The sequence below is a fragment of the Polaromonas sp. P2_G11 genome (genome assembly GCF_056403595.1).
This window is the reverse complement of the sequence record NZ_JBFUFE010000004.1, coordinates 307,437-326,388: the sequence shown is the minus strand read 5'-3', so window position 1 is coordinate 326,388 and position 18,952 is coordinate 307,437. Positions and strand designations below refer to the sequence as shown.

The following is an 18,952-nucleotide window of genomic DNA, read 5'->3' as shown; positions in this document are numbered from 1 at the left end:
ATGGATCTGTGCCGGCCGGCAGCGCCAGTACTGGCGAGGTTGGGCCAAAAGCCTGCGGGCAGCAGGCTCAGGCCCATGATTGCTATCTTTTTGAGAGCTGCTTGCGCACGCTCAGCAGGGATGACGAGTCATTTTGATGATCAACCAAGCGCAATTAATGGAATCGGTCCATCCGACCCGTTGAACGGCTTGCCTCGTGGACGGCTGCGACGGGAGTGCACAGCCGAAAAAGTCAGCGCCGCAGCCCGGTTGAGCGGCCTCGAAAAGGCCGGGGCTGGGGGTCCGTTGGGACTCCCCCTCGCTAAAGAAAAGAGAAGGGGAGGACGACATGCGCCAGTCCCGGGGGTCAGATCAGGCTGTGCCCCATACCTCGCGTGCGGTTTCGACCACCAGGCGCAGCTTGTTGCGTTGCGCTTCCACGGCGATGTTGTTGCCGTGCACTGTGCTGCTGAAGCCGCATTGCGGTGACAGCGCGAGCTGCTCCAGCGGTGCGTATTTCGCAGCGTCTTCAATGCGGCGTTTCAGGTCGTCCTTGCTTTCCATTTCACCGAACTTGGTGGTGACCAGGCCCAGCACCACGGTCTTGCCCTTGGGCAGGTAGCGCAGGGGCTTGAAATCGCCGCTGCGGCTGTCGTCGTACTCGAGGAAATAGGCGTCCAGGTCCATCTCCTTGAGCAGCGCCTCGGCCACCGGCTCGTAGTTGCCGGCCGCGGCGTGGGTGCTCTTGAAGTTGCCGCGGCACAGATGCATGGCCAGCGTCATGCCGGCGGGCTTTTGCGCGACCACCTTGTTGATGAATTTGGCGTAGCGGTGCGGCAGCTCATTAGGGTCGTCGCCGCGCTGGCGCGCCGCCTCACGCATTTTCTCGTCGCACAGGTAGGCCAGGTTGGTGTCGTCCATCTGCACATAAGTGCAACCGGCCGCGGCCAGGCTGCGCAACTCGTCGCCATAGGCTTTTGCCACGTCGTCGTAGAAAGCCGGATCGAGTTCGGGATAAGCCTCCTTGCTGATGCCGGCGCGGCCGCCGCGAAAGTGCAGCATCGTGGGCGAGGGAATGGTGACCTTGGGCGTGTTGCCCGCACTGACCTGGCTTTTCAGGTACTGGAAGTCGGCGAGCTGGATGTCCTTGACGTGGCGCACCTTGTCAATCACGCGCATCACCGGCGGCGCCAGTTCCATGCTGCCGTCGGGCCGCTGGATGGTGACCGGGATGTCGGTCTTCACGCCGCCGATCTGCTCCAGGAAGTCGATGTGGAAATAAGTGCGGCGGAATTCGCCGTCGGTAATGCTTTTGAGGCCCACGTCTTCCTGGAACTTCACGATTTCGGTGATGGCCTGGTCTTCGACCTTGCGCAGTTGTTCGGGCGTGATCTGGCCCTTGGCTTTTTGCTCGCGGGCTTCCAGCAGGTACTGCGGGCGCAGAAAGCTGCCGACATGGTCATAACGGGCGGGTAGCTTGGCGGTCATGGGAAAGTCTCCATCGGTTGCAGGCACAAACCCCCATGGTATTCCAGCAAAATCACCCCTCATTGGATACAGAAACTCCGTATTTTCCCTGAATTTCTCTATTTTTCTTGGCATTTTGGCAATTTGTGTATACATTAAGTATCCATGAATGCCCAGAAATCGACTTTCCCCCTGAACGCCTGGTATGCCGCCGCTTATGACGTAGAGGTGGGCCGCACGCTGCTGGCGCGCACGATCTGCAAACAGAAGGTGGTGATGTTCCGCCGCACCGACGGCCAGGTCGCCGTACTGGAAGACGCCTGCTGGCACCGGCTGCTGCCGCTGTCCATGGGCACGCTGAACGGCGACGAGGTGACCTGCGGTTACCACGGCCTGGTCTATAACGCCCAAGGCCGCTGCACCCACATGCCCAGCCAGGAAACGCTGAACCCCTCGGCCTGCGTGCGCGCGTTTCCGGTGGTGGAAAAGCACCGCTTTGTCTGGATCTGGCCCGGCGACCCGGCCAAGGCCGACCCGGCGCTGGTGCCCGACATGCACTGGAACGACGACGCAGACTGGGCCGGCGACGGCAAGCTGATCACGGTGAAGTGCGACTACCGCCTGGTCGTCGACAACCTGATGGACCTGACCCACGAAACCTTTGTGCACGGCTCCAGCATCGGCCAGCGCGCCGTGGCCGAGGCGCCCTTTGTAGCCACGCACGGCGACCGCACGGCCACCGTCACGCGCTGGATGGAAAAAATCGACGCACCGCCGTTCTGGGCCGGGCAGATCGAGCATGCGCGCGGCTACAGGGGCAAGGTGGATCGCTGGCAGATCATCAAATTCGAAGCGCCCTGCACTGTGAACATCGACGTCGGCGTAGCCGAAGCCGGATCAGGCGCGCCACCCAAGGACGGCCAGCCGGGCGACCGCAGCAAGGGCGTCAATGGTTTTGTGCTGAACACGGTGACGCCAGAAACAGACGGCAGCTGCCACTACTTCTGGGCTTTCGCACGCAACTACTGCCTGGGTGAGCAGCGCCTGACGCACCAGCTGCGCGAGGGCGTGGCCGGCATCTTCCGCGAGGACGAACATGTGCTGGAGGCCCAGCAAATCGCCATCGACGAACACCCGGACCACCAGTTCTACAACCTCAACATCGATGCCGGCTCGATGTGGGCACGCCGCCTGATAGACGGACTGATCGCGAAAGAAAAACCACCAGCGCCTGTCATCGCTATCCGGCTGGCGGCCTGAGGCGGGGTCATTTTTATGCGAACCACAATCAATGCTATCAATTCAGTAGCTGCCGGCGCAGATTCTGACAGGGGTACAGGCCAAAACAGCCTTGAAAGTGCCCAGGTGCGGGCGCAGCTTCAGCTTCGCGAGATGATCCTGGCCGGCGAGTTGCCCGGCGGCGCGCGCATTGCCGAGCTGTCCATCGTTGAAAAGCTCGGCTTCTCGCGCACACCGATCCGCGCGGCATTGATGCGGCTGGAGCAGGAAGGCCTGCTGGAGTCGCTGCCCAATGGGGGCTACGCCGTGCGCACGTTTTCCGAACGCGATGTGTCCGAAGCGATCGAACTGCGCGGCACCATTGAAGGACTGTCGGCGCGGCTGGCCGCCGAGCGAGGCGCACCCACCGTGGTGCTGAACGAAGCCCGCGAATGCCTGGGCAAGATTGATGCGGTGCTCAGCCAGCCTGCGCTGGACGATGAGGCTTTCTCTTCCTACGTCGCGCTGAACGAACGGTTTCATGAACTGCTGGGTGAAATGGCTGGCAGCAGCGTGATTGCCAAGGAACTCGAACGCGTGTTCAGCCTGCCCTTTGCGTCGCCTTCGGGTTTCGTGGTGGTGCAGGCCAATTCCCCGGGCGCGCGCGACATGCTGGTTGTGGCGCAAGACCAGCACCGCCAGGTGCTCGACGCCATTGAGCAGCGCGAAGGCTCGCGCGCCGAAGCGATCATGCGCGAGCACTCACGCCTGGCCCAGCGCAACCTGCGCGCTGCCGTGGCCAGCCACAACCTGGACCAGATGCCTGGCGTGCGTCTAATTAGAAAGAAATGACGTTCCCCCCGAAGCGGCCTGCGGCCGCCTCCCCCCAGGGGGCGCCACCAGTGGCCCGGCAAAGCCGGTTCCACGGCGACCCTCGAATTGAAGAGATCACGGAAAACTGAATGAAAGCCACCTCCAGCTGGACCGATGCGGTCATTGAATCTTTTGAGGACCTCACGCCCACCGTGCGCGAGTTTCGCATCCGGCCCACGGGTGACGCAGCCACCGTGCAGCGCCACGAACCCGGCAGCCACCTGCAGGTGCAGCTGCTGGTGGACGGCAAGCCGCAGCTGCGCTCTTACTCGCTGGTTGGCGAGACCGATGCGCAAACGTATCGCATCGCCGTGAAGCGGCTGGACGACGGCCGCGGCGGTTCGCGCGCGATGTGGCAGCTGGCCGCCGGCGACCGGCTGCAGGTGAGCGGCCCACGCAACCATTTCCCGCTGGACTTCAACGCGCCAGCCTACCTGCTGGTGGCCGGCGGCATAGGTATCACGCCGCTGGTCGGCATGGCCGAAGTGCTGGCCGCCCGCTGTGCGCAGTCGGGCCGGCCGCTGCGCATGCTGTATGGCACGCGCAGTGAATCTGAACTGGCTTACGGCGAAACACTGCGGGCTTGCCTGGGCGAACGGCTTCATGTGGCCGTCGACGCGCGCATCGACTTTGCCGGCGAGATTGCGGCGCTGCCGGCGGGCGCGCAAATGTACGTCTGCGGTCCGGTGCCCATGCTGGACGCCGCGCGCCATGCCTGGGAGGCCTCGGGCCGGCCAGCGACTGACCTGCGTTACGAGACCTTCGGCAACAGCGGGCGGTATGCGCCGCAGGCTTTCCGGGTGCTGATTCCGCGCCACGCGCTGGACATCACCGTGCCGGCCGGTTGCAGCCTGCTGGACGCGCTGGAGCAGGCGGGCGTGGAAGCGGTGTCCGACTGCAAGCGCGGCGAATGCGGCCTGTGCACGCTGGACGTGCTGGCGGTGGACGGCGAGATCGACCACCGCGACGTCTTTCTGAGCGAGCACGAGAAACAGCAAAACACGCGCTTGTGCGCCTGTGTCTCGCGCGTGGTCGGTTCGGTGACGCTGGATTCTTCCTACCGGCCCGACGCGTGAGGGGACAACTTGTGTGCGATCACCGGGTCATGCGCGCGATGATCGCACAATCGACCGCGAATCAGCAGTGACCCCGTGAGCGGCAACCCACACAATGAAGCCATGGAGGGCATGGAGGTCATGGCCGATGTGTTCACATATCGAACATTTGTGCTGATACCGCACTCATACTAGACTCGCACCGGTTTGCAACCCGATGCCGGCAACCTGAACTCCGCCGCGTTTGACGCAGCAGCAAGAACTGAAAACCACCCAGGAGACAAGCATGAAAAAACGTACCTTCCTCACCGCCGCCGCGCTGTCGGCCGCGGCACTTGCCGCCGCCCCGGCACTGGCCCAGGACAACACCTTCAAGATCGGCCTGATCCTGCCGATGACGGGCCAGCAGGCCACCACGGGCCGGCAGATCGAGGCGGCCGTACGGCTTTACATGGCGCAGAACGGCGACAGCGTGGCGGGCAAGAAAATCCAGCTGATCGTGAAGGACGACACCTCGCTGCCGGACACCACACGCCGCCTGGCGCAGGAGCTGGTGGTCAACGACAAGGTCAACGTGCTGGCAGGCTTTGGCATCACGCCCTCGGCCCTGGCCACCGCGCCCATTGCGACGCAGTCCAAGACACCCATGGTGGTGATGGCCGCGGCAACATCCAGCATCACGCAGGCCTCCCCCTACATCGTGCGCAGCAGCTTCACCTTGCCGCAGGTTTCGGTCGCGCTGGCTGACTGGGCGCCCAAGAACGGCATCAAGACGGTGGTCACGCTGGTGTCCGATTACGGCCCCGGCATTGATGCCGAAAAATTCTTCAAGGACCGCCTGACCTTCAACGGCGGCCAGGTGACCGACGCGCTACGCGTGCCGCTGCGCAATCCCGACTTCGCGCCCTTCCTGCAAAAGGTGCGAGACAACAAGCCCGATGCGCTCTTCGTCTTTGTGCCCTCGGGCGCGGGCGCCGCGGTAATGAAGCAGTTTCTCGAACGCGGCCTGGACAAGGCCGGCATCCGGCTGATCGCCACCGGCGACGTGACGGACGACGACCAGCTCAACGACATGGGTGACGGCGCGATCGGCGTGGTGACCTCCCACCACTATTCGGCGGCGCACCCCTCGGCCATGAACAAAAAATTCGTGGAAGCGTTTGCCAAAGCCAACAAGGGCCTGCGCCCCAACTTCATGGCCGTGGGTGGCTATGACGGCATGCGGGTAATTTACGAGGCGCTCAAAACCAGCAAGGGCCAGGGTGGCGGCGACGCGCTGCTCGAAGCCATGAAGGGCCAGCTCTTTGAAAGCCCGCGCGGCAAGATCTTCATCGACGCACAGACGCGCGACATCGTGCAGGACGTCTATCTGCGCAAGGTCGAGAAGAAGGACGGGCAACTCTACAACGTGGAGTTTGACGTGATCAAGGACGTCAAGGACCCAGGGAAGAACAAGTAACCCCCCGAAGCGCCGCTTCGCGGCGCCTCCCCCCCTGCTGGGGGCAACCTCTGCGGCCCGGCAAAGCCGGTTCCGCGCCGTTCCTTGCGAAGATAAATGCTCACGATTCTTTTCGACGGTATCGCTTACGGCATGCTGCTGTTCATTCTGGCGGTGGGACTGGCGGTGACCATGGGCCTGATGAATTTCATCAACCTCGCGCATGGTGCTTTCGCGATGGCCGGCGGCTACATCACCGTGTTGCTGATGCAGCACTTCGGCGTGCCTTTTTTGCTGTGCCTGCCGCTGGCCTTCGCCGGCTCGGCGCTGCTGGGCGCTGTACTGGAGCGCACGCTGTACCGGCCGCTGTACAACAAGCCGCACCTGGACCAGGTGCTGTTTTCGATCGGCCTGGTGTTCATGGCGGTGGCCAGCGTGGACTACTTCGTCGGCTCGACGCAGCAGATCGTGCAGCTGCCCCAATGGCTCAAGGGCCGCACCGAGATTGGCAGCGGCGCCTGGATGCTGGGCATGGGCCACTACCGGCTGTTCATCATTGCGGTGTGCGCCGCGCTCACGCTGGGCCTGCAATTCGTGCTGACTCGCACACGCTTCGGCAGCCGCTTGCGTGCCTCGGTGGACGACCAGCGCGTGGCGGCCGGCCTGGGCATCAACGTCAACCTGGTGTTCCTTTCGACCTTCGCCGTCGGCTCGGGACTGGCCGGCCTGGGCGGCGCGCTGGGCGCCGAAGTGCTGGGGCTGGACCCGAGCTTTCCGCTCAAGTTCATGATTTACTTCCTGATCGTGGTGGCCGTGGGCGGCACCACGTCGATCACTGGGCCGCTGCTGGCCGCGCTGCTGCTGGGCATTGCCGATGTGGCGGGCAAGTACTACATCCCCAAGCTGGGGGCCTTCATCGTTTACAGCCTGATGATCGCGATCCTGATCTGGCGGCCGCAGGGCCTCTTTGTGCGCAAGGGTGGCAGATAAATGAACACTCAAACGTCCCTGCTCAAAAACAGCCGCTGGAAGCTCTGGGAACCGGTGCTCTGGCTCGCCGCCTTCGCCGCGCCGGTGGTGATGCCCAGCCACGCGTCCATCATCAATGAGATCGCCATCGTCGCGCTGTTCGCGGTGTCGCTGGATCTGGTGCTGGGTTACACCGGCATCGTCTCGCTGGGCCATGCAGCCTTCTTCGGCATAGGCGGCTATGCGGCGGCGCTGTTCGCCAAGCTGGTGATGCCGGACCCGCTGGTGGGCCTGGCGGTGGGCATCGCCACCGCCACGCTGCTGGGTGCTGTGTGTTCACTCACCATCCAGCGCGGCAGCGACCTGACACGGCTCATGGTGACACTGGGCGTGGCGCTTATCCTGCTGGAGCTGGCCAACAAACTTGACTGGCTGACCGGTGGCGCCGATGGCCTGCAGGGCGTGGTCATGGGCCCGCTGCTGGGCCGCTTCGAGTTTGACCTGTCGGGCCGCACCGCCGCCTATTACTCGCTGGCCGTGCTGCTCATTTTGTTTGTGCTGATGCGTCGCCTCGTGCATTCGCCGCTGGGCGCGACACTCAAGGCGATACGCGACAACCGCCTGCGCGCCATGGCCATCGGCATTCCAGTCGCTTCACGGCTGGCGGTGGTCTATACGGTGGCGGCCGGCGTCGCGGGCGCCGCGGGAGCGTTGATGACGCAAACCACCGGCTTTGCCTCGCTGGATTTGTTTGAGTTTCATCGTTCGGCCGATGTGCTGCTGATCCTGGTGGTTGGCGGTGCGGGCTGGCTGTACGGGGGTGTGGCCGGGGCGATTGTGTTCAAGCTGATGCAGGACGCGCTGTCGTCCATCACGCCGCAGTACTGGACCTTCTGGATAGGCCTCTTCCTGGTGGTGCTGGTGCTGGTGGGGCGCGAGCGCCTGGTCCGGCCCTGGGCATGGCTGCCCAAGCGCGGAGGCCAGCCATGAGCGCGGCGCCGCACAGCGACGCGGTACTGTCCGCGCAAGGGCTGGTGATGCGCTTCGGTGGCATTGCCGCCACCAACAACGTGAGCCTGAACCTGCGTCGCGGCGCGCGCCATGCGCTGATAGGGCCGAACGGTGCGGGCAAGACCACGCTGGTCAACCTGCTGACGGGCGTTCTGCAGCCGACCGAAGGCCGCATCTTCCTCGATGGCGAAGACATTACGCGGCTGGCGCCGCACCAGCGCGTCAAGCGCGGGATGGTGCGCACCTTCCAGATCAACCAGCTCTTCGATTCGCTCACGCCGCTGGAAACGCTGGCACTGACCGTATCGCAGCAAGCGGGGCTCGGCGCGAAATGGTGGCAGGCGCTGGGGCGCAACCAGCGCGTGGCCGAGCGCTGCGAACAGTTGCTGGAGCAGTTTCACCTGACCGGAGTGATGGACCAGCCGACCCGCATGCTGGCCTACGGGAAGCGCCGCCTGCTGGAAATCGCCGTGGCGCTGGCCTGCGAGCCGCGCGTGCTGCTGCTCGACGAACCCGTGGCCGGTGTGCCGGCCGGCGAGCGCGAAGAACTGCTGCAGACCGTGGCCGCACTGCCCGCTGACGTGTCGGTACTGCTGATCGAGCACGACATGGACCTGGTGTTCAGCTTCGCCACCACCATGACGGTACTGGTCAACGGCACGCTGCTGACCGAAGGCACGCCTGAGGAGATCGCGGCCGACCCTCAGGTCAAGGCGGTCTATCTGGGCCATGGCGAAGAGGTGGCTCATGGCTGAACTGCTCAAGGTCGACAAACTGCGCGCCGGCTACGGTGAGGCGGTGGTGCTGCACGAGGTGTCGTTCACGCTGGGCGAGGGACAGACGCTCGCGCTGCTGGGCCGCAACGGCACCGGCAAAACCACGCTGATCAACACACTGGCAGGCGCGACGCGGCAGCACGGCGGCGCCATCTCGTTCGGGGCGGGCGCATCCATGGTCGCGTTGCACCATTTGCCCTCGCACGAACGCGCGGCGGCCGGCATAGGCTGGGTGCCGCAGGAGCGCAATATCTTCAAGTCGCTGACGGTGCACGAGAACCTGACGGCGGTGGCGCGCCCGGGCAAATGGAACCCCGATGGCGTGTACGCCATGTTCCCGCGCCTGGCCGAGCGAAAGGGCAACCTGGGCACGCAGCTGTCGGGCGGCGAGCAGCAGATGCTGGCTGTGGGCCGTGCGCTGGTACTCAACCCGAAGCTGCTGCTGCTCGACGAACCGCTGGAGGGCCTGGCGCCCATCATCGTGGAGGAGCTGCTGCGCGCCATACGCCGCATCACGCGCGAAGAGGGCCTGAGCGCCATCATCGTGGAGCAGCACCCGCAGGCCATTCTGGCGATTTCCGACAGCGCCGTGGTGCTGGACCGCGGCATGGTGGTCCACACCGGAACGGCCCAGGCGTTGCGCGAGCAGCCCGAGCGCCTGGACCATTTGCTGGGTGTTGCGCGCTGAGCGGCGCAGGCCCGCCAACCTGGCTTTTTTTATTTCGCGCTTAAAGCGCTCAAAAAACGGCTACGCGCCGCCATCGTGAATGAGCTACGCGGCAAAGCGGCTTTCTGTGCTGAAAAGTCAAAAGCAAAGCACCTTTTTGCGTAGATTCACTTACTAGGGTTTTCCCCTCCGACGGCCTACAATCGCAGACCTTACAAGAAATTGACGGTCGACCCGACCGTTTCCGCTGGAGACCTTGCTGATGCCGACACCCCCCACCGCGACGCCCAATAGCACTGAAGCCAATCGCGAAGAAAAACGCGCCGAATTGCGCAGCGCCGCACTTGAATACCACGAGTTTCCGACCCCGGGCAAGATCGCCATCGCAGCGACCAAACAGCTGACCAACCAGCGCGACCTGGCCCTGGCTTATTCCCCAGGCGTCGCGGCACCTTGCGAAGAAATCGTCAAGGACCCGAACAACGCCTTCAAGTACACCAGCCGCGGCAACCTTGTGGCTGTCGTGACCAACGGCACCGCCGTGCTGGGGCTGGGCGACATCGGCCCGCTGGCCTCCAAGCCGGTCATGGAAGGCAAGGGCGTACTGTTCAAGAAGTTCGCCGGCGTGGATGTTTTCGACATTGAGATCGACGAAAAAGACCCGGCCAAGCTGGTCGACATCATTGCTTCGCTGGAGCCGACCTTCGGCGCCATCAACCTTGAAGACATCAAGGCGCCCGACTGTTTTTATATCGAGCGTGAGCTGCGCAAGCGCATGAAGATCCCGGTCTTCCATGATGACCAGCACGGTACCGCCATCACCGTGGGCGCGGCCGTCCTGAATGCGCTCAAGGTTGTCGGCAAAGGTCCGGGGCAAGTCAAGCTCGTGACGTCCGGCGCGGGCGCGGCCGCCCTGGCTTGCCTGAACCTGTTGCTCAAGCTGGGCATCCAGCGCGAAAACGTGTTCGTGACCGATCTGGCTGGCGTGGTCTACGAAGGCCGCACCGAGCTGATGGACGAAGACAAGATCCAGTTCGCGCAGAAGACCGATGCACGCACGCTTGCCGACGTCATCGCTGGCGCGGACATCTTCCTGGGCCTTTCCGCCGGCGGCGTGCTCAAGAAAGACATGGTCGCCAAAATGGCCGCCAAGCCCATCATCCTGGCGCTGGCCAATCCCAATCCCGAGATCACGCCGGAGGACGTCCGGACCGTGCGCGACGACGCCATCATGGCGACCGGCCGCACCGACTACCCGAATCAGGTCAACAACGTCCTGTGCTTTCCCTACATCTTCCGCGGCGCACTGGATGCCGGAGCATCCACCATCACCGTCGAGATGGAAATCGCGGCTGTACACGCCATAGCCGAGCTGGCGCAGGCCGAGCAAAGTGAAGTCGTGGCAGCCGCCTACGTGGGTGAAAAGCTGGCGTTCGGGCCCGAATACCTGATTCCCAAGCCTTTCGATCCGCGCCTCATGATGAAGATCGCGCCCGCCGTCGCACAGGCGGCGGCCGACAGCGGCGTGGCCCTGCGGCCCATTCAGGACATGAACGCTTACCGCGAACGGCTGCAAAGCTTTGTCTACGCCTCGGGCACGGTGATGAAACCGATTTTCGCGGCCGCCAAGGCCGCCAGCCGCAAGCGTGTGGCCTATGCCGAGGGCGAGGAAGAACGCGTGCTGCGCGCCTGCCAGATCGTGGTGGACGAAGGACTCGCACGCCCGACACTGATTGGCCGACCCGCCATCATTGCCCAGCGCATCGAAAAATTCGGCCTGCGCCTGAAGGAGGAGCTCGACTACGACGTGGTCAATGTCGAGCAGGATCATCGCTACCGCGACTTCTGGCAAACCTATCACCGCCTCATGGAACGCCGTGGTGTGACGGTGCAGATCGCCAAAATCGAAATGCGCCGCCGCCTCACATTGATCGCCGGCATGTTGCTGCACAAAGGCGACGTGGACGGGCTGATTTGCGGTACCTGGGGCACGACGGCCCATCATCTGGACTATCTGGATCAGGTCATCGGCAAGCGCGAAGGCGTCAACACCTATGCCTGCATGAACGGCTTGTTGCTTCCGGGGCGCCAGGTGTTCCTGCTCGATACGCACGTCAACTGCGATCCGACTGCGGAGCAGCTCGCGGAGATCACCACCATGGCGGCCGAGGAAATGATGCGCTTTGGCATCAAACCGAAGGCGGCTCTGCTGTCGCATTCGAATTTTGGATCTTCCAACTTGCCCAGCGCCCTGAAAATGCGCCGCACGCTGGAGTTGCTGCGCGAAAAAGCGCCGTGGCTTGAAGTTGATGGGGAGATGCATGGCGACATGGCACTGGACGCCGATGCGCGCGCCCTCATCATGCCGAACAGCACCCTGACGGGTGAGGCCAACCTCCTGGTACTGCCCAATATTGATGCAGCGAACATTTCCTACAACCTGCTGAAAACAGCGGCGGGTGGCAATATCGCCATCGGCCCGGTTTTGCTGGGAGCAAACAAGCCCATGCACATCCTGACTGCTACGGCAACGGTGCGCCGTATTGTCAACATGACCGCATTGACGGTCGCGGATGCCAATGCGAGTCGATAAGCAAAAATTAGATAGCTAGCACTAACTTAGTGTATCAATGACCTCTCTCTTTACTGCCTAAATTTTCAGCATCCACTTGCGTTTTTTAGCCACATGCGGCAAACTACCTCTCTTGAAATTTAAGGGTTAACCCGAAAAATCGGCGGGTAACTCTGGATTCGAGAAAAAGGTTTTTTTCATGTTGCGCAATGGGTGGGCGGCCAAAACGGCCATGTTGCTGGTTTTGGCAACCGGTCTGGCCGGGTCAATCCCCAGCATGGTGCAGGCAAAGGGCCCGGTTCCGATCGGGACCATAGCGACCGTCCAATTGCCCCCCCAGGGACGCGACATGATGGTGCTGATCTACCAAGGCGGGCCTTTCAAGCATGAAAAGGACGGCGTGGTGTTTGGGAACCGGGAACGACTTCTACCGGCTCAAAGTCGCGGTTACTACCGTGAATACACCGTCAGAACGCCCGGTGAGCGCAGCCGGGGAGCCCGGCGCATCGTTTGTGGTGGCTTGAAACCTGTCGCACCTGATGCCTGTTATTACACCGACGATCACTATGCGAGTTTTCGCAAAATCGTTCAATAAATTGAACTGTGATCGTTATTTTGAGTTTTTGACTTAAGAGAAAGAGTAGCGGAGATGGATACACCACTTCGTCGGGACAACGAAACGCCTTTGCGCAAGGACGGTGAAACGCCCTTGCGCGGCGTACGTCCCAATATCGTTCAATCCATACGGGCCTTCCGGGTGCAAGACCTGCAGGATGCCGCGACACATTTAAACCAGCATTTCCTGTACGCCAACCTGGGCAACGCCCAGAGCAAGCAGGACGTGCTGGACATGATTGCGGCGCAGTACACCTTTCCGGCGCATTTCGGCAAAAACTTCGACGCACTGTACGACTGCATGACGGACCTGGTCCACAAGTCAGGCCCGCAGCCCGGCTTTATTGTCGTGCTCGAGCAAATTCCGGCCAACGCCAAATTTGACAAGGAAGCGCGCGAGCAGTTGCTCGACATCTTCCGGGATGCCTCTGATTACTGGGCGGATCGCAAGATACCGTTCAGATGTTTCTATTCTTTTCTGTAGCCCGCTCCCCAGACATTGGCCAAGGGGATCGGGCGAATGAGGCCCAGCAAGCAACCGCGGAAGGCGAAGAAGTCATGCCGACCGACAAATTGGTAGACGTGTCGCCACTGGCGTTGCGCATGAGCAGCCCGTTTAATGCGGGTTACTGGCTGGCAGCTGCCTGAAAAAAGGCACGCTGTCCGGTTCACAAAAGGCCCGCTTGTTGCGGGCTTTTTTTCGCCAGGCCGGAAGTTAAAGACAACGGCCGCATCCGACGGCGCCGCGACTTAAAACATGTAGTAAAGAATGCGGTGAAAATATTTGCTGATATCAATCGGGATGCGCACCAGCATCAGCTGAAGACGCGCGATGCCGGACAATCGCGGTCGAACCCGATGGCCGATTTGCGTGTCGGTTCCCGCCTGGCGGACCGGATAGGGCAACAAGGCATAGGTATTGATACCGTGTAAATGCCTCGCCTCCATAAAGTCGTCAACGGCCATGTAAAACCGCGCTGATCGCCGTATCAACTCCGCGGCCTCCAGCGGTCCCAGCACATAAGCCGCCGCGCCGGAAGGGTCACCCCAATACTTTGCGTACGGTGTGTCGCCGATGAATTTGTGCCGTTTCTCAAAAACGCCTGCGAGCCTGACCATTGGATACGGTGCCAATTCAAGCTGGGCGAGCAACGCCGTACTTAGCGTTGGAATTAATACGTCATCTTCCAGCACCAGGCATTTTCCGCCCTCGGCCAGCACTGCTCTCCAGGCATCCCGATGCGCGAGAAAACAGCCGACCTCCCCCGGCGACATGCTGTAACCATAACGAATCAGGCGCGCACTTTCGCTGTAACCAACCTCGGCCAGCCGTCCTGGGTCGACTCGCACACCATCAATCAGGCTATAGCGCAGCCCCAGCGCCATCATTTGCCGGTCAATATTCGCTCGCCTGGTGGTCGCCTCGGGAAGTGAGATGACAAATATCTTCATATCAGGTGTACCGACAGCTAATTGCGCAGTTGCGCTACGCTCCGCGCCAGGGCCACATACTCGGTCACCCCGACTTCTTCAGCGCGTCGCTTGACATCAAACTGCCCGCCAAAACCGTGGCTGTCCAGCCACTTTCCCAAGGTGTGACGCAGCAACTTGCGGCGCTGGCTAAAGGCGACCTGCACCAGCTCACTCAGGAGTTTGACGTCCAGCGCCACAGGCGCTGCATGCGGCACCATGCGCACCACGGCGCTATCGACCCGCGGCGGCGGATCGAAACTGTGCGGCGGCACGAACAGCACATTTTCCATCGCGTAGCGCCACTGCAGCATCACGCTGAGCCGGCCATAATCGCTGGTAGCTGGCACCGCCACCATCCGGTCTATCACTTCTTTTTGCAACATGAAGTGCTGGTCTTCTATGACCTCCACGGCATCCAGCAAATGAAACAGGATGGGTGTAGAGATGTTGTAGGGGAGATTGCCGACCACCCGAAGTTTTTGCCCTTCGGCACAGGCCGTTCGCGCCAGCTGGCGGACATCCACTTTCAACACGTCGGACTCAACCACGGCAAGCTGGGGGTGCAATCGCAACTGACGGGCAAGATCGCGGTCCAGCTCAATGACCGTCAAGTGCCCCACCCGTTCAACCAGGGGTTGGGTCAGCGCAGCCAATCCAGGCCCGATCTCCACCATGGCCTGTCCTGGACGTGGAGCAATCGCCTGCACAATCCCCTCAATGACGCCTTGATCCGTCAGGAAATGCTGGCCAAAACGCTTGCGCGGAATATGTTTCACATTGGGGGCGACCTAAAGCCGCCAGACTGGCATACAAACAAGGCTGCCGTTTCTTGGAGAAGTCACCCGGAAAGTTGACCCGCCCACGCAGCGCGAATGGAACCTTAAGGAAGGCCTGAGGCGATCTTCACAGCTGCGGTGCGTCACGGTACTCCACATAGGCGCGGCCCCGAATCTCCTGGATCCACAGTGCATAGGCTTCGTTTTGCTTTTTCTCGCGCAGCACACCGCGTGCCATCTCCCGCTGTTCACGTTGCGATAGCTGGGTCTCGCGGCGTTCAAGTACCTGAATAAGATGGACGCCAAAACGGGATACCAAGGGATCCGAGACCTGATTGGGTGCCAGCCCGTTCATGACTTTCTCGAACTCAGGCACAAACATGCCGGTGCTTGCCCAGCCGAGGTCACCGCCTTCCTTTGCGGAGGCATCGTCGCTGTTCTCACGTGCGAGTGCCGCGAAATCAGCCTGCCCGGCCTGGATGCGTCTTTTAAAACCCGCCAGCTTCTCCACCGCGGCGGCTTCACTGAGCTGTGGCGTCAACCGGAGCAGGATATGCCTGGCATGGGTTTGTGCCACCATCATGCTGGGCATGCCGCCTTGCCGTTTTTCGATGACTTTGAGGATGTGAAATCCCGCCCCGCTTCGAACCGGCCCCGCGAGACCTCCCGCCTGCAATTTGCTTGTCGCCTCAACAAAGAGATCAGGATAGCGGTCTGCAGTCCGCAGCCCCATCAGGCCACCTGAAGCGCGCGTGGGAGACGCTGAAACTTCGGCGGCCAGCGCCGTGAAGTCGGCACCGTTGCGGGCACGGTCCATCACCTGCTGGGCCTTGGCCTGCAGTGCTGCGACTTGATCGGGCGTGGCATTTTCCGGCACGGCCACCAGAATTTCCGCGAGGTTGAGAGCCAGCGAAGACGATGGGGTGCCGCCATCCTGATCACGCAGAAATTGGTCGACTTCCTGCTCCGTAACCGTCGCACGCGCCTCCAGTTCTCGCTGGCGCAGGCGGCTGACCAAAAGCTCGTCCCTCAATTCCGAGCGGAATTGGGCATAGTCAATCCTGTCCGCTTTCAGGCGGTTGCGCAGCTCGTCGACCGTGATCTGGTTTTGGCTGGCGACGGTCTGGACCGCAGCTTCGACGGCATTGTCATCGACCCGCAGGCCCGAATTGCGCGCCATTTGCAGCTGCGCCTTGTCGCTGATCAGGCGTTCCAGAATTTGTCCGACCATTTCACTGCGCGGCGGCACTGTCGCGCCCATCTGAAGCATTTGTTGCTCGGTCCGAATCAACTTGCTTCGAACCTCATTATTGGTAATGGGTTCGGAGTTGACCACGGCAACAATGAAGTCAGCCTGCCGCTGCGCGCTTCCTTGCGCCGACGCAGTCCGGGAGCCCGTGGCCGCGTCGGGCAGGCGCAATGTACCCGATGGCCGCAACCCCTGCGCCTGAGCACCCACCATCAGCACAATCGACAATGCCAAGGCCGTTGTGGCGGCTTGAATGGAGTTCAAAAGGAATCTTGAGACGGCGCGGTTATTAGTCATAAGTAGTAAAGCGGCTTGGCGTGCTGGTATTCTCACGCAGATATTGGTAACGTGGAACATTCGACTTCAGGGTTTCCAGGGGGTTGGAGCCGAGGCGCGAAAACCCCACAAGTTCAAGCTGGAACAGGATTTTCGTATCCGAGCTTCCGGTCCCGGTTTGAGAGCGCTGCAGAACCACGCGCCCTATCCAGCAGCAACCATCGTATTCAACACCGATGATCGAGTCGACCAGTTTTTTGTCCAGCACGCTGTAATTCAGGCGCCCAACGGCATAGTAGCGGCCGCCTCCCTGGCCCTGCCCAGCGCCCAGATCTTTTCCTTTGTCGCCCCACAAATCATTGATAGGCCACTGCCAGCCCACGTCAATTTGCTCGCTGACATTGCGCTGGCGCCGGAATGCGGCACTGATGACGCGGTAATTGCTGGGGTTGTAGCGCACGCCAATCGATGCACGCTCAGATTGCTTGGTCTTCGGGTTGTACTGAACCGTACTGTCGAAAGACCACTGCGGCACCCAATTGACGGAAGCCCCGACCAGCAAGTCGCTGATGCGGTCGGTGACCGGCAATACACCCGGCAGGGTCACCTTCTGATCCTCAAAACGAAAGCGCTGCGCAATGCCGACACGCACAGCTTCAGCACCGGTCGCAGGATCCAGCAGACGCGAGGTAACGCCCAGGGTCAGCAGGTTAGCGTCTGAAATACGGTCATTGCCGACAAATGCGTTTTCGGTAAAGACCGTGGCGAAGTTGAAGTCGTTGGACCCGGAGTCGTAGTTGGGCAGCAGGCTCTGGTCGCGATAGGGTGTACGCACATAAAAGGCCCGGGGCTCCAGTGTCTGGGTAAAGTTCCGGCCCAGGAACCCGGCATTACGTTCAAACTGCACGCCGCTGTCCAGGCTGAAGGTAGGCACAACACGCGACGCCGTTGTCGCACCATTGGGCAACGCTGAATCAAATTTGTAACTCGTGGCATGCAGCTGCACTTTGGGGGTGATGTACCCCGCAGGCAGCAGCCAGGGGCGGCTCAGTTGCAGCCGCGTGAATGCCCGGTCACTATTGGGCTGGTTGGTGAGCTGACGATCTGCGGAAAAACGGGTGAAGTCGCCCTCCACCGACCAGTCAAAGCCATTGCCCAATCCCACCACCGGCGCATCCACACGGGTGTACGCCGCTGCAAACTGGGGCAGGCGGTCGTAAGGCGGAACGATGGGCGAAGTGACATCCTGCAATGTCTGCCATTTGAGCGTTCGCATGGACGAAGAAAAGAACCCGCGGGTCCACGACAAACTCGCGTCCTGGGGCAGAAGGCGCTGGGTGGTCGCCCCCTTGAGAGCTGGAAAGTCACGCCAATAATCGTTGTCACTCACCCGGTTCATGTTGAGGTTGATGCCCAGGTCGCCGACGGATGACAGGCCGCTGCTGAAGGCACCAACGTGTTGATAACTGTAGGACCAGCGGTCACGATTGCGCAACTTGTCGCCGGGCAGGAAGTTTCCCTGCAGTTCGCCTGTGTACTTCGGCTCCAGGTAGCGGAATTCGCCGGCGAGGTCCACCCCGCGTTTGGTCATGATCGCCGGTGAAAATGTCGCGTCCCGATTGGGCGCAATATCAAAGTAATAAGGTTGCCGATACTCAAACCCGTTGATTGAGCCCATGCCGATGGAGGGCGGCAGAAGACCCGACTTGCGCTTGTCGCTCAACGGAAAACTCACCCGGGGGAAAGCCAGGATAGGCACATCCTTGAAACGCACAACGGCTCCATTGGCAACGCCAACTTCGCGGTCCAGGTCAAACTCGAAGCTTCTGGCGCGCAATACCCATGAGGGCTCCCAGCTGGCCTCGTCATTGCGCTCGCAGGTGGTGTAGCTGGCGCGCTGGGCCGTCAAATGGCCTTCATCGATGAAATCGATCCGCTCCGCCTGGCCGTTTCCGCTGTTGCTGAGGAAGCGGTAGGCCGGCGTCGTGAAAAAGCCTTCAAACCGGTCCAGCTTGATCTCCAGCTCGGGACCCTCAAACCTGTTGCCCGCCCGGTTGATGCGAACATTGCCGCGGCTTTTAAGTTGGTCTTCGGGCTGGTAGTACTCAATGCGGTCCGCGCGGATGGCGGTAGACCCGCGGCGCAATTCCGCATTGCCGTCAATCACGGTCTCAAGATCGGGGCGGCCGGAAATCCGGTCGCCAAAAACAAATGTGGGGCCCTTGTCCTGCGGGTCGCTGGAAACCTGCTCGGCCAGCTGGGGCGAAGACTTGAGTTTCGGGGTGTCGCCTGCGGGCGGGTCTGCGGAGGGGACGGCGGAAGCGCCCTGAAGAGGAGCAGGTGACGCAGCCGGAGTTTGGGCGAGCGCCGTCCCGGCACCGGTCATCCCCAGTGCTGCGCAAACCACCAGCGTGGAGACAGCTTGAGCTATCGGGGAAAGAATAAAGGGCGAAGGGGATGCGCGGCGCATCGTTTATGTGAGATAAACCCGTTTGTAAAATCAGGCCTGATTATCCATGACCCTCCACCCCGTCCCCA

The 18,952-nt window shown here is 61.7% G+C and carries 16 protein-coding genes; 11 read left to right on the top strand and 5 right to left on the bottom strand.

What is annotated here, in order from left to right; all coding sequences use genetic code 11:
• Positions 1 to 351: 351 nt before the first annotated feature.
• Positions 352 to 1,467, bottom strand: coding sequence for a 5-methyltetrahydropteroyltriglutamate--homocysteine S-methyltransferase (locus AC1DWQ_RS15690; protein ID WP_457281944.1), 1,116 nt, complete (start codon positions 1,465 to 1,467; stop codon positions 352 to 354).
• Positions 1,468 to 1,611: 144 nt separating this feature from the next.
• Between AC1DWQ_RS15690 and AC1DWQ_RS15685 the strand changes: the two genes are divergently transcribed.
• The 11 genes from AC1DWQ_RS15685 to AC1DWQ_RS15635 all read left to right on the top strand — a co-directional run bounded on the left by AC1DWQ_RS15685 (position 1,612) and on the right by AC1DWQ_RS15635 (position 13,124).
• Positions 1,612 to 2,706 (top strand): aromatic ring-hydroxylating dioxygenase subunit alpha, encoded by a 1,095-nt coding sequence (locus AC1DWQ_RS15685; protein ID WP_477670474.1) that lies wholly within the window; start codon positions 1,612 to 1,614, stop codon positions 2,704 to 2,706.
• Positions 2,707 to 2,721: 15 nt separating this feature from the next.
• The gene (locus tag AC1DWQ_RS15680) at positions 2,722 to 3,516 is read left to right on the top strand and encodes a GntR family transcriptional regulator (protein ID WP_477670473.1); all 795 of its coding nucleotides are present in this window, start codon (positions 2,722 to 2,724) and stop codon (positions 3,514 to 3,516) included.
• Positions 3,517 to 3,626: 110 nt separating this feature from the next.
• Positions 3,627 to 4,613, top strand: coding sequence for a PDR/VanB family oxidoreductase (locus tag AC1DWQ_RS15675; protein ID WP_477670472.1), 987 nt, complete (start codon positions 3,627 to 3,629; stop codon positions 4,611 to 4,613).
• Positions 4,614 to 4,878: 265 nt separating this feature from the next.
• Entirely contained in the window at positions 4,879 to 6,051 is a 1,173-nt protein-coding gene (locus AC1DWQ_RS15670) for an ABC transporter substrate-binding protein (protein ID WP_457281940.1), read from the top strand.
• A gap of 96 nt (positions 6,052 to 6,147) precedes the next feature.
• Entirely contained in the window at positions 6,148 to 7,020 is an 873-nt protein-coding gene (locus AC1DWQ_RS15665; RefSeq protein ID WP_477670471.1) for a branched-chain amino acid ABC transporter permease, read from the top strand.
• Positions 7,021 to 7,989 carry a branched-chain amino acid ABC transporter permease gene (locus tag AC1DWQ_RS15660; RefSeq protein WP_477670470.1) on the top strand — a complete coding sequence of 323 codons (969 nt, stop codon included), beginning with the start codon at positions 7,021 to 7,023 and terminating at the stop codon, positions 7,987 to 7,989.
• Positions 7,986 to 8,765: an ABC transporter ATP-binding protein gene (locus AC1DWQ_RS15655; protein WP_477670469.1), complete on the top strand. Its 780-nt coding sequence runs from the start codon at positions 7,986 to 7,988 to the stop codon at positions 8,763 to 8,765. The genes AC1DWQ_RS15660 and AC1DWQ_RS15655 overlap by 4 nt, the downstream gene beginning before the upstream one ends.
• Positions 8,758 to 9,474, top strand: a complete 717-nt coding sequence (locus AC1DWQ_RS15650; RefSeq protein ID WP_477670468.1) for an ABC transporter ATP-binding protein — start codon at positions 8,758 to 8,760, stop codon at positions 9,472 to 9,474. Before AC1DWQ_RS15655 ends, AC1DWQ_RS15650 begins: the two co-directional genes overlap by 8 nt.
• A gap of 241 nt (positions 9,475 to 9,715) precedes the next feature.
• Positions 9,716 to 12,046, top strand: coding sequence for an NADP-dependent malic enzyme (locus AC1DWQ_RS15645; RefSeq protein WP_477670467.1), 2,331 nt, complete (start codon positions 9,716 to 9,718; stop codon positions 12,044 to 12,046).
• Between the two features lie 178 nt (positions 12,047 to 12,224).
• Complete coding sequence (locus tag AC1DWQ_RS15640; RefSeq protein WP_457282089.1) at positions 12,225 to 12,620, top strand: guanyl-specific ribonuclease; 396 nt, start codon at positions 12,225 to 12,227, stop codon at positions 12,618 to 12,620.
• Positions 12,621 to 12,674: 54 nt separating this feature from the next.
• On the top strand, positions 12,675 to 13,124 hold the full coding sequence (locus AC1DWQ_RS15635; RefSeq protein WP_348050784.1) for a barstar family protein: 450 nt from the start codon (positions 12,675 to 12,677) through the stop codon (positions 13,122 to 13,124).
• Positions 13,125 to 13,390: 266 nt separating this feature from the next.
• Here AC1DWQ_RS15635 and AC1DWQ_RS15630 read toward each other — a convergent pair whose 3' ends face one another.
• From AC1DWQ_RS15630 to AC1DWQ_RS15615, 4 genes are all read right to left on the bottom strand, one after another.
• Positions 13,391 to 14,092 (bottom strand): glycosyltransferase family 25 protein, encoded by a 702-nt coding sequence (locus AC1DWQ_RS15630; protein WP_477670466.1) that lies wholly within the window; start codon positions 14,090 to 14,092, stop codon positions 13,391 to 13,393.
• A gap of 17 nt (positions 14,093 to 14,109) precedes the next feature.
• Positions 14,110 to 14,889, bottom strand: a complete 780-nt coding sequence (gene rsmA, locus AC1DWQ_RS15625) for a 16S rRNA (adenine(1518)-N(6)/adenine(1519)-N(6))-dimethyltransferase RsmA (RefSeq protein ID WP_477670465.1) — start codon at positions 14,887 to 14,889, stop codon at positions 14,110 to 14,112.
• Between the two features lie 127 nt (positions 14,890 to 15,016).
• A complete protein-coding gene (locus tag AC1DWQ_RS15620) occupies positions 15,017 to 16,435 on the bottom strand; it encodes a peptidylprolyl isomerase (RefSeq protein ID WP_477670464.1) in 1,419 nt (472 codons plus the stop codon).
• Positions 16,428 to 18,884, bottom strand: a complete 2,457-nt coding sequence (locus AC1DWQ_RS15615) for an LPS-assembly protein LptD (protein WP_477670463.1) — start codon at positions 18,882 to 18,884, stop codon at positions 16,428 to 16,430. The genes AC1DWQ_RS15620 and AC1DWQ_RS15615 overlap by 8 nt, the downstream gene beginning before the upstream one ends.
• Positions 18,885 to 18,952 lie beyond the last annotated feature (68 nt).

Coding starts and splice junctions, on each gene's coding strand:
- AC1DWQ_RS15630 (WP_477670466.1), bottom strand. CDS start 14,092: ATGAAGATATTTGTCATCTCACTTCCCGAGGCGACCACCAGGCGAGCG.
- AC1DWQ_RS15680 (WP_477670473.1), top strand. CDS start 2,722: ATGCGAACCACAATCAATGCTATCAATTCAGTAGCTGCCGGCGCAGAT.
- AC1DWQ_RS15665 (WP_477670471.1), top strand. CDS start 6,148: ATGCTCACGATTCTTTTCGACGGTATCGCTTACGGCATGCTGCTGTTC.
- AC1DWQ_RS15675 (WP_477670472.1), top strand. CDS start 3,627: ATGAAAGCCACCTCCAGCTGGACCGATGCGGTCATTGAATCTTTTGAG.
- AC1DWQ_RS15655 (WP_477670469.1), top strand. CDS start 7,986: ATGAGCGCGGCGCCGCACAGCGACGCGGTACTGTCCGCGCAAGGGCTG.
- AC1DWQ_RS15635 (WP_348050784.1), top strand. CDS start 12,675: ATGGATACACCACTTCGTCGGGACAACGAAACGCCTTTGCGCAAGGAC.
- AC1DWQ_RS15660 (WP_477670470.1), top strand. CDS start 7,021: ATGAACACTCAAACGTCCCTGCTCAAAAACAGCCGCTGGAAGCTCTGG.
- AC1DWQ_RS15650 (WP_477670468.1), top strand. CDS start 8,758: ATGGCTGAACTGCTCAAGGTCGACAAACTGCGCGCCGGCTACGGTGAG.
- AC1DWQ_RS15620 (WP_477670464.1), bottom strand. CDS start 16,435: ATGACTAATAACCGCGCCGTCTCAAGATTCCTTTTGAACTCCATTCAA.
- AC1DWQ_RS15685 (WP_477670474.1), top strand. CDS start 1,612: ATGAATGCCCAGAAATCGACTTTCCCCCTGAACGCCTGGTATGCCGCC.
- AC1DWQ_RS15615 (WP_477670463.1), bottom strand. CDS start 18,884: ATGCGCCGCGCATCCCCTTCGCCCTTTATTCTTTCCCCGATAGCTCAA.
- AC1DWQ_RS15640 (WP_457282089.1), top strand. CDS start 12,225: ATGTTGCGCAATGGGTGGGCGGCCAAAACGGCCATGTTGCTGGTTTTG.
- AC1DWQ_RS15670 (WP_457281940.1), top strand. CDS start 4,879: ATGAAAAAACGTACCTTCCTCACCGCCGCCGCGCTGTCGGCCGCGGCA.
- AC1DWQ_RS15645 (WP_477670467.1), top strand. CDS start 9,716: ATGCCGACACCCCCCACCGCGACGCCCAATAGCACTGAAGCCAATCGC.
- AC1DWQ_RS15690 (WP_457281944.1), bottom strand. CDS start 1,467: ATGACCGCCAAGCTACCCGCCCGTTATGACCATGTCGGCAGCTTTCTG.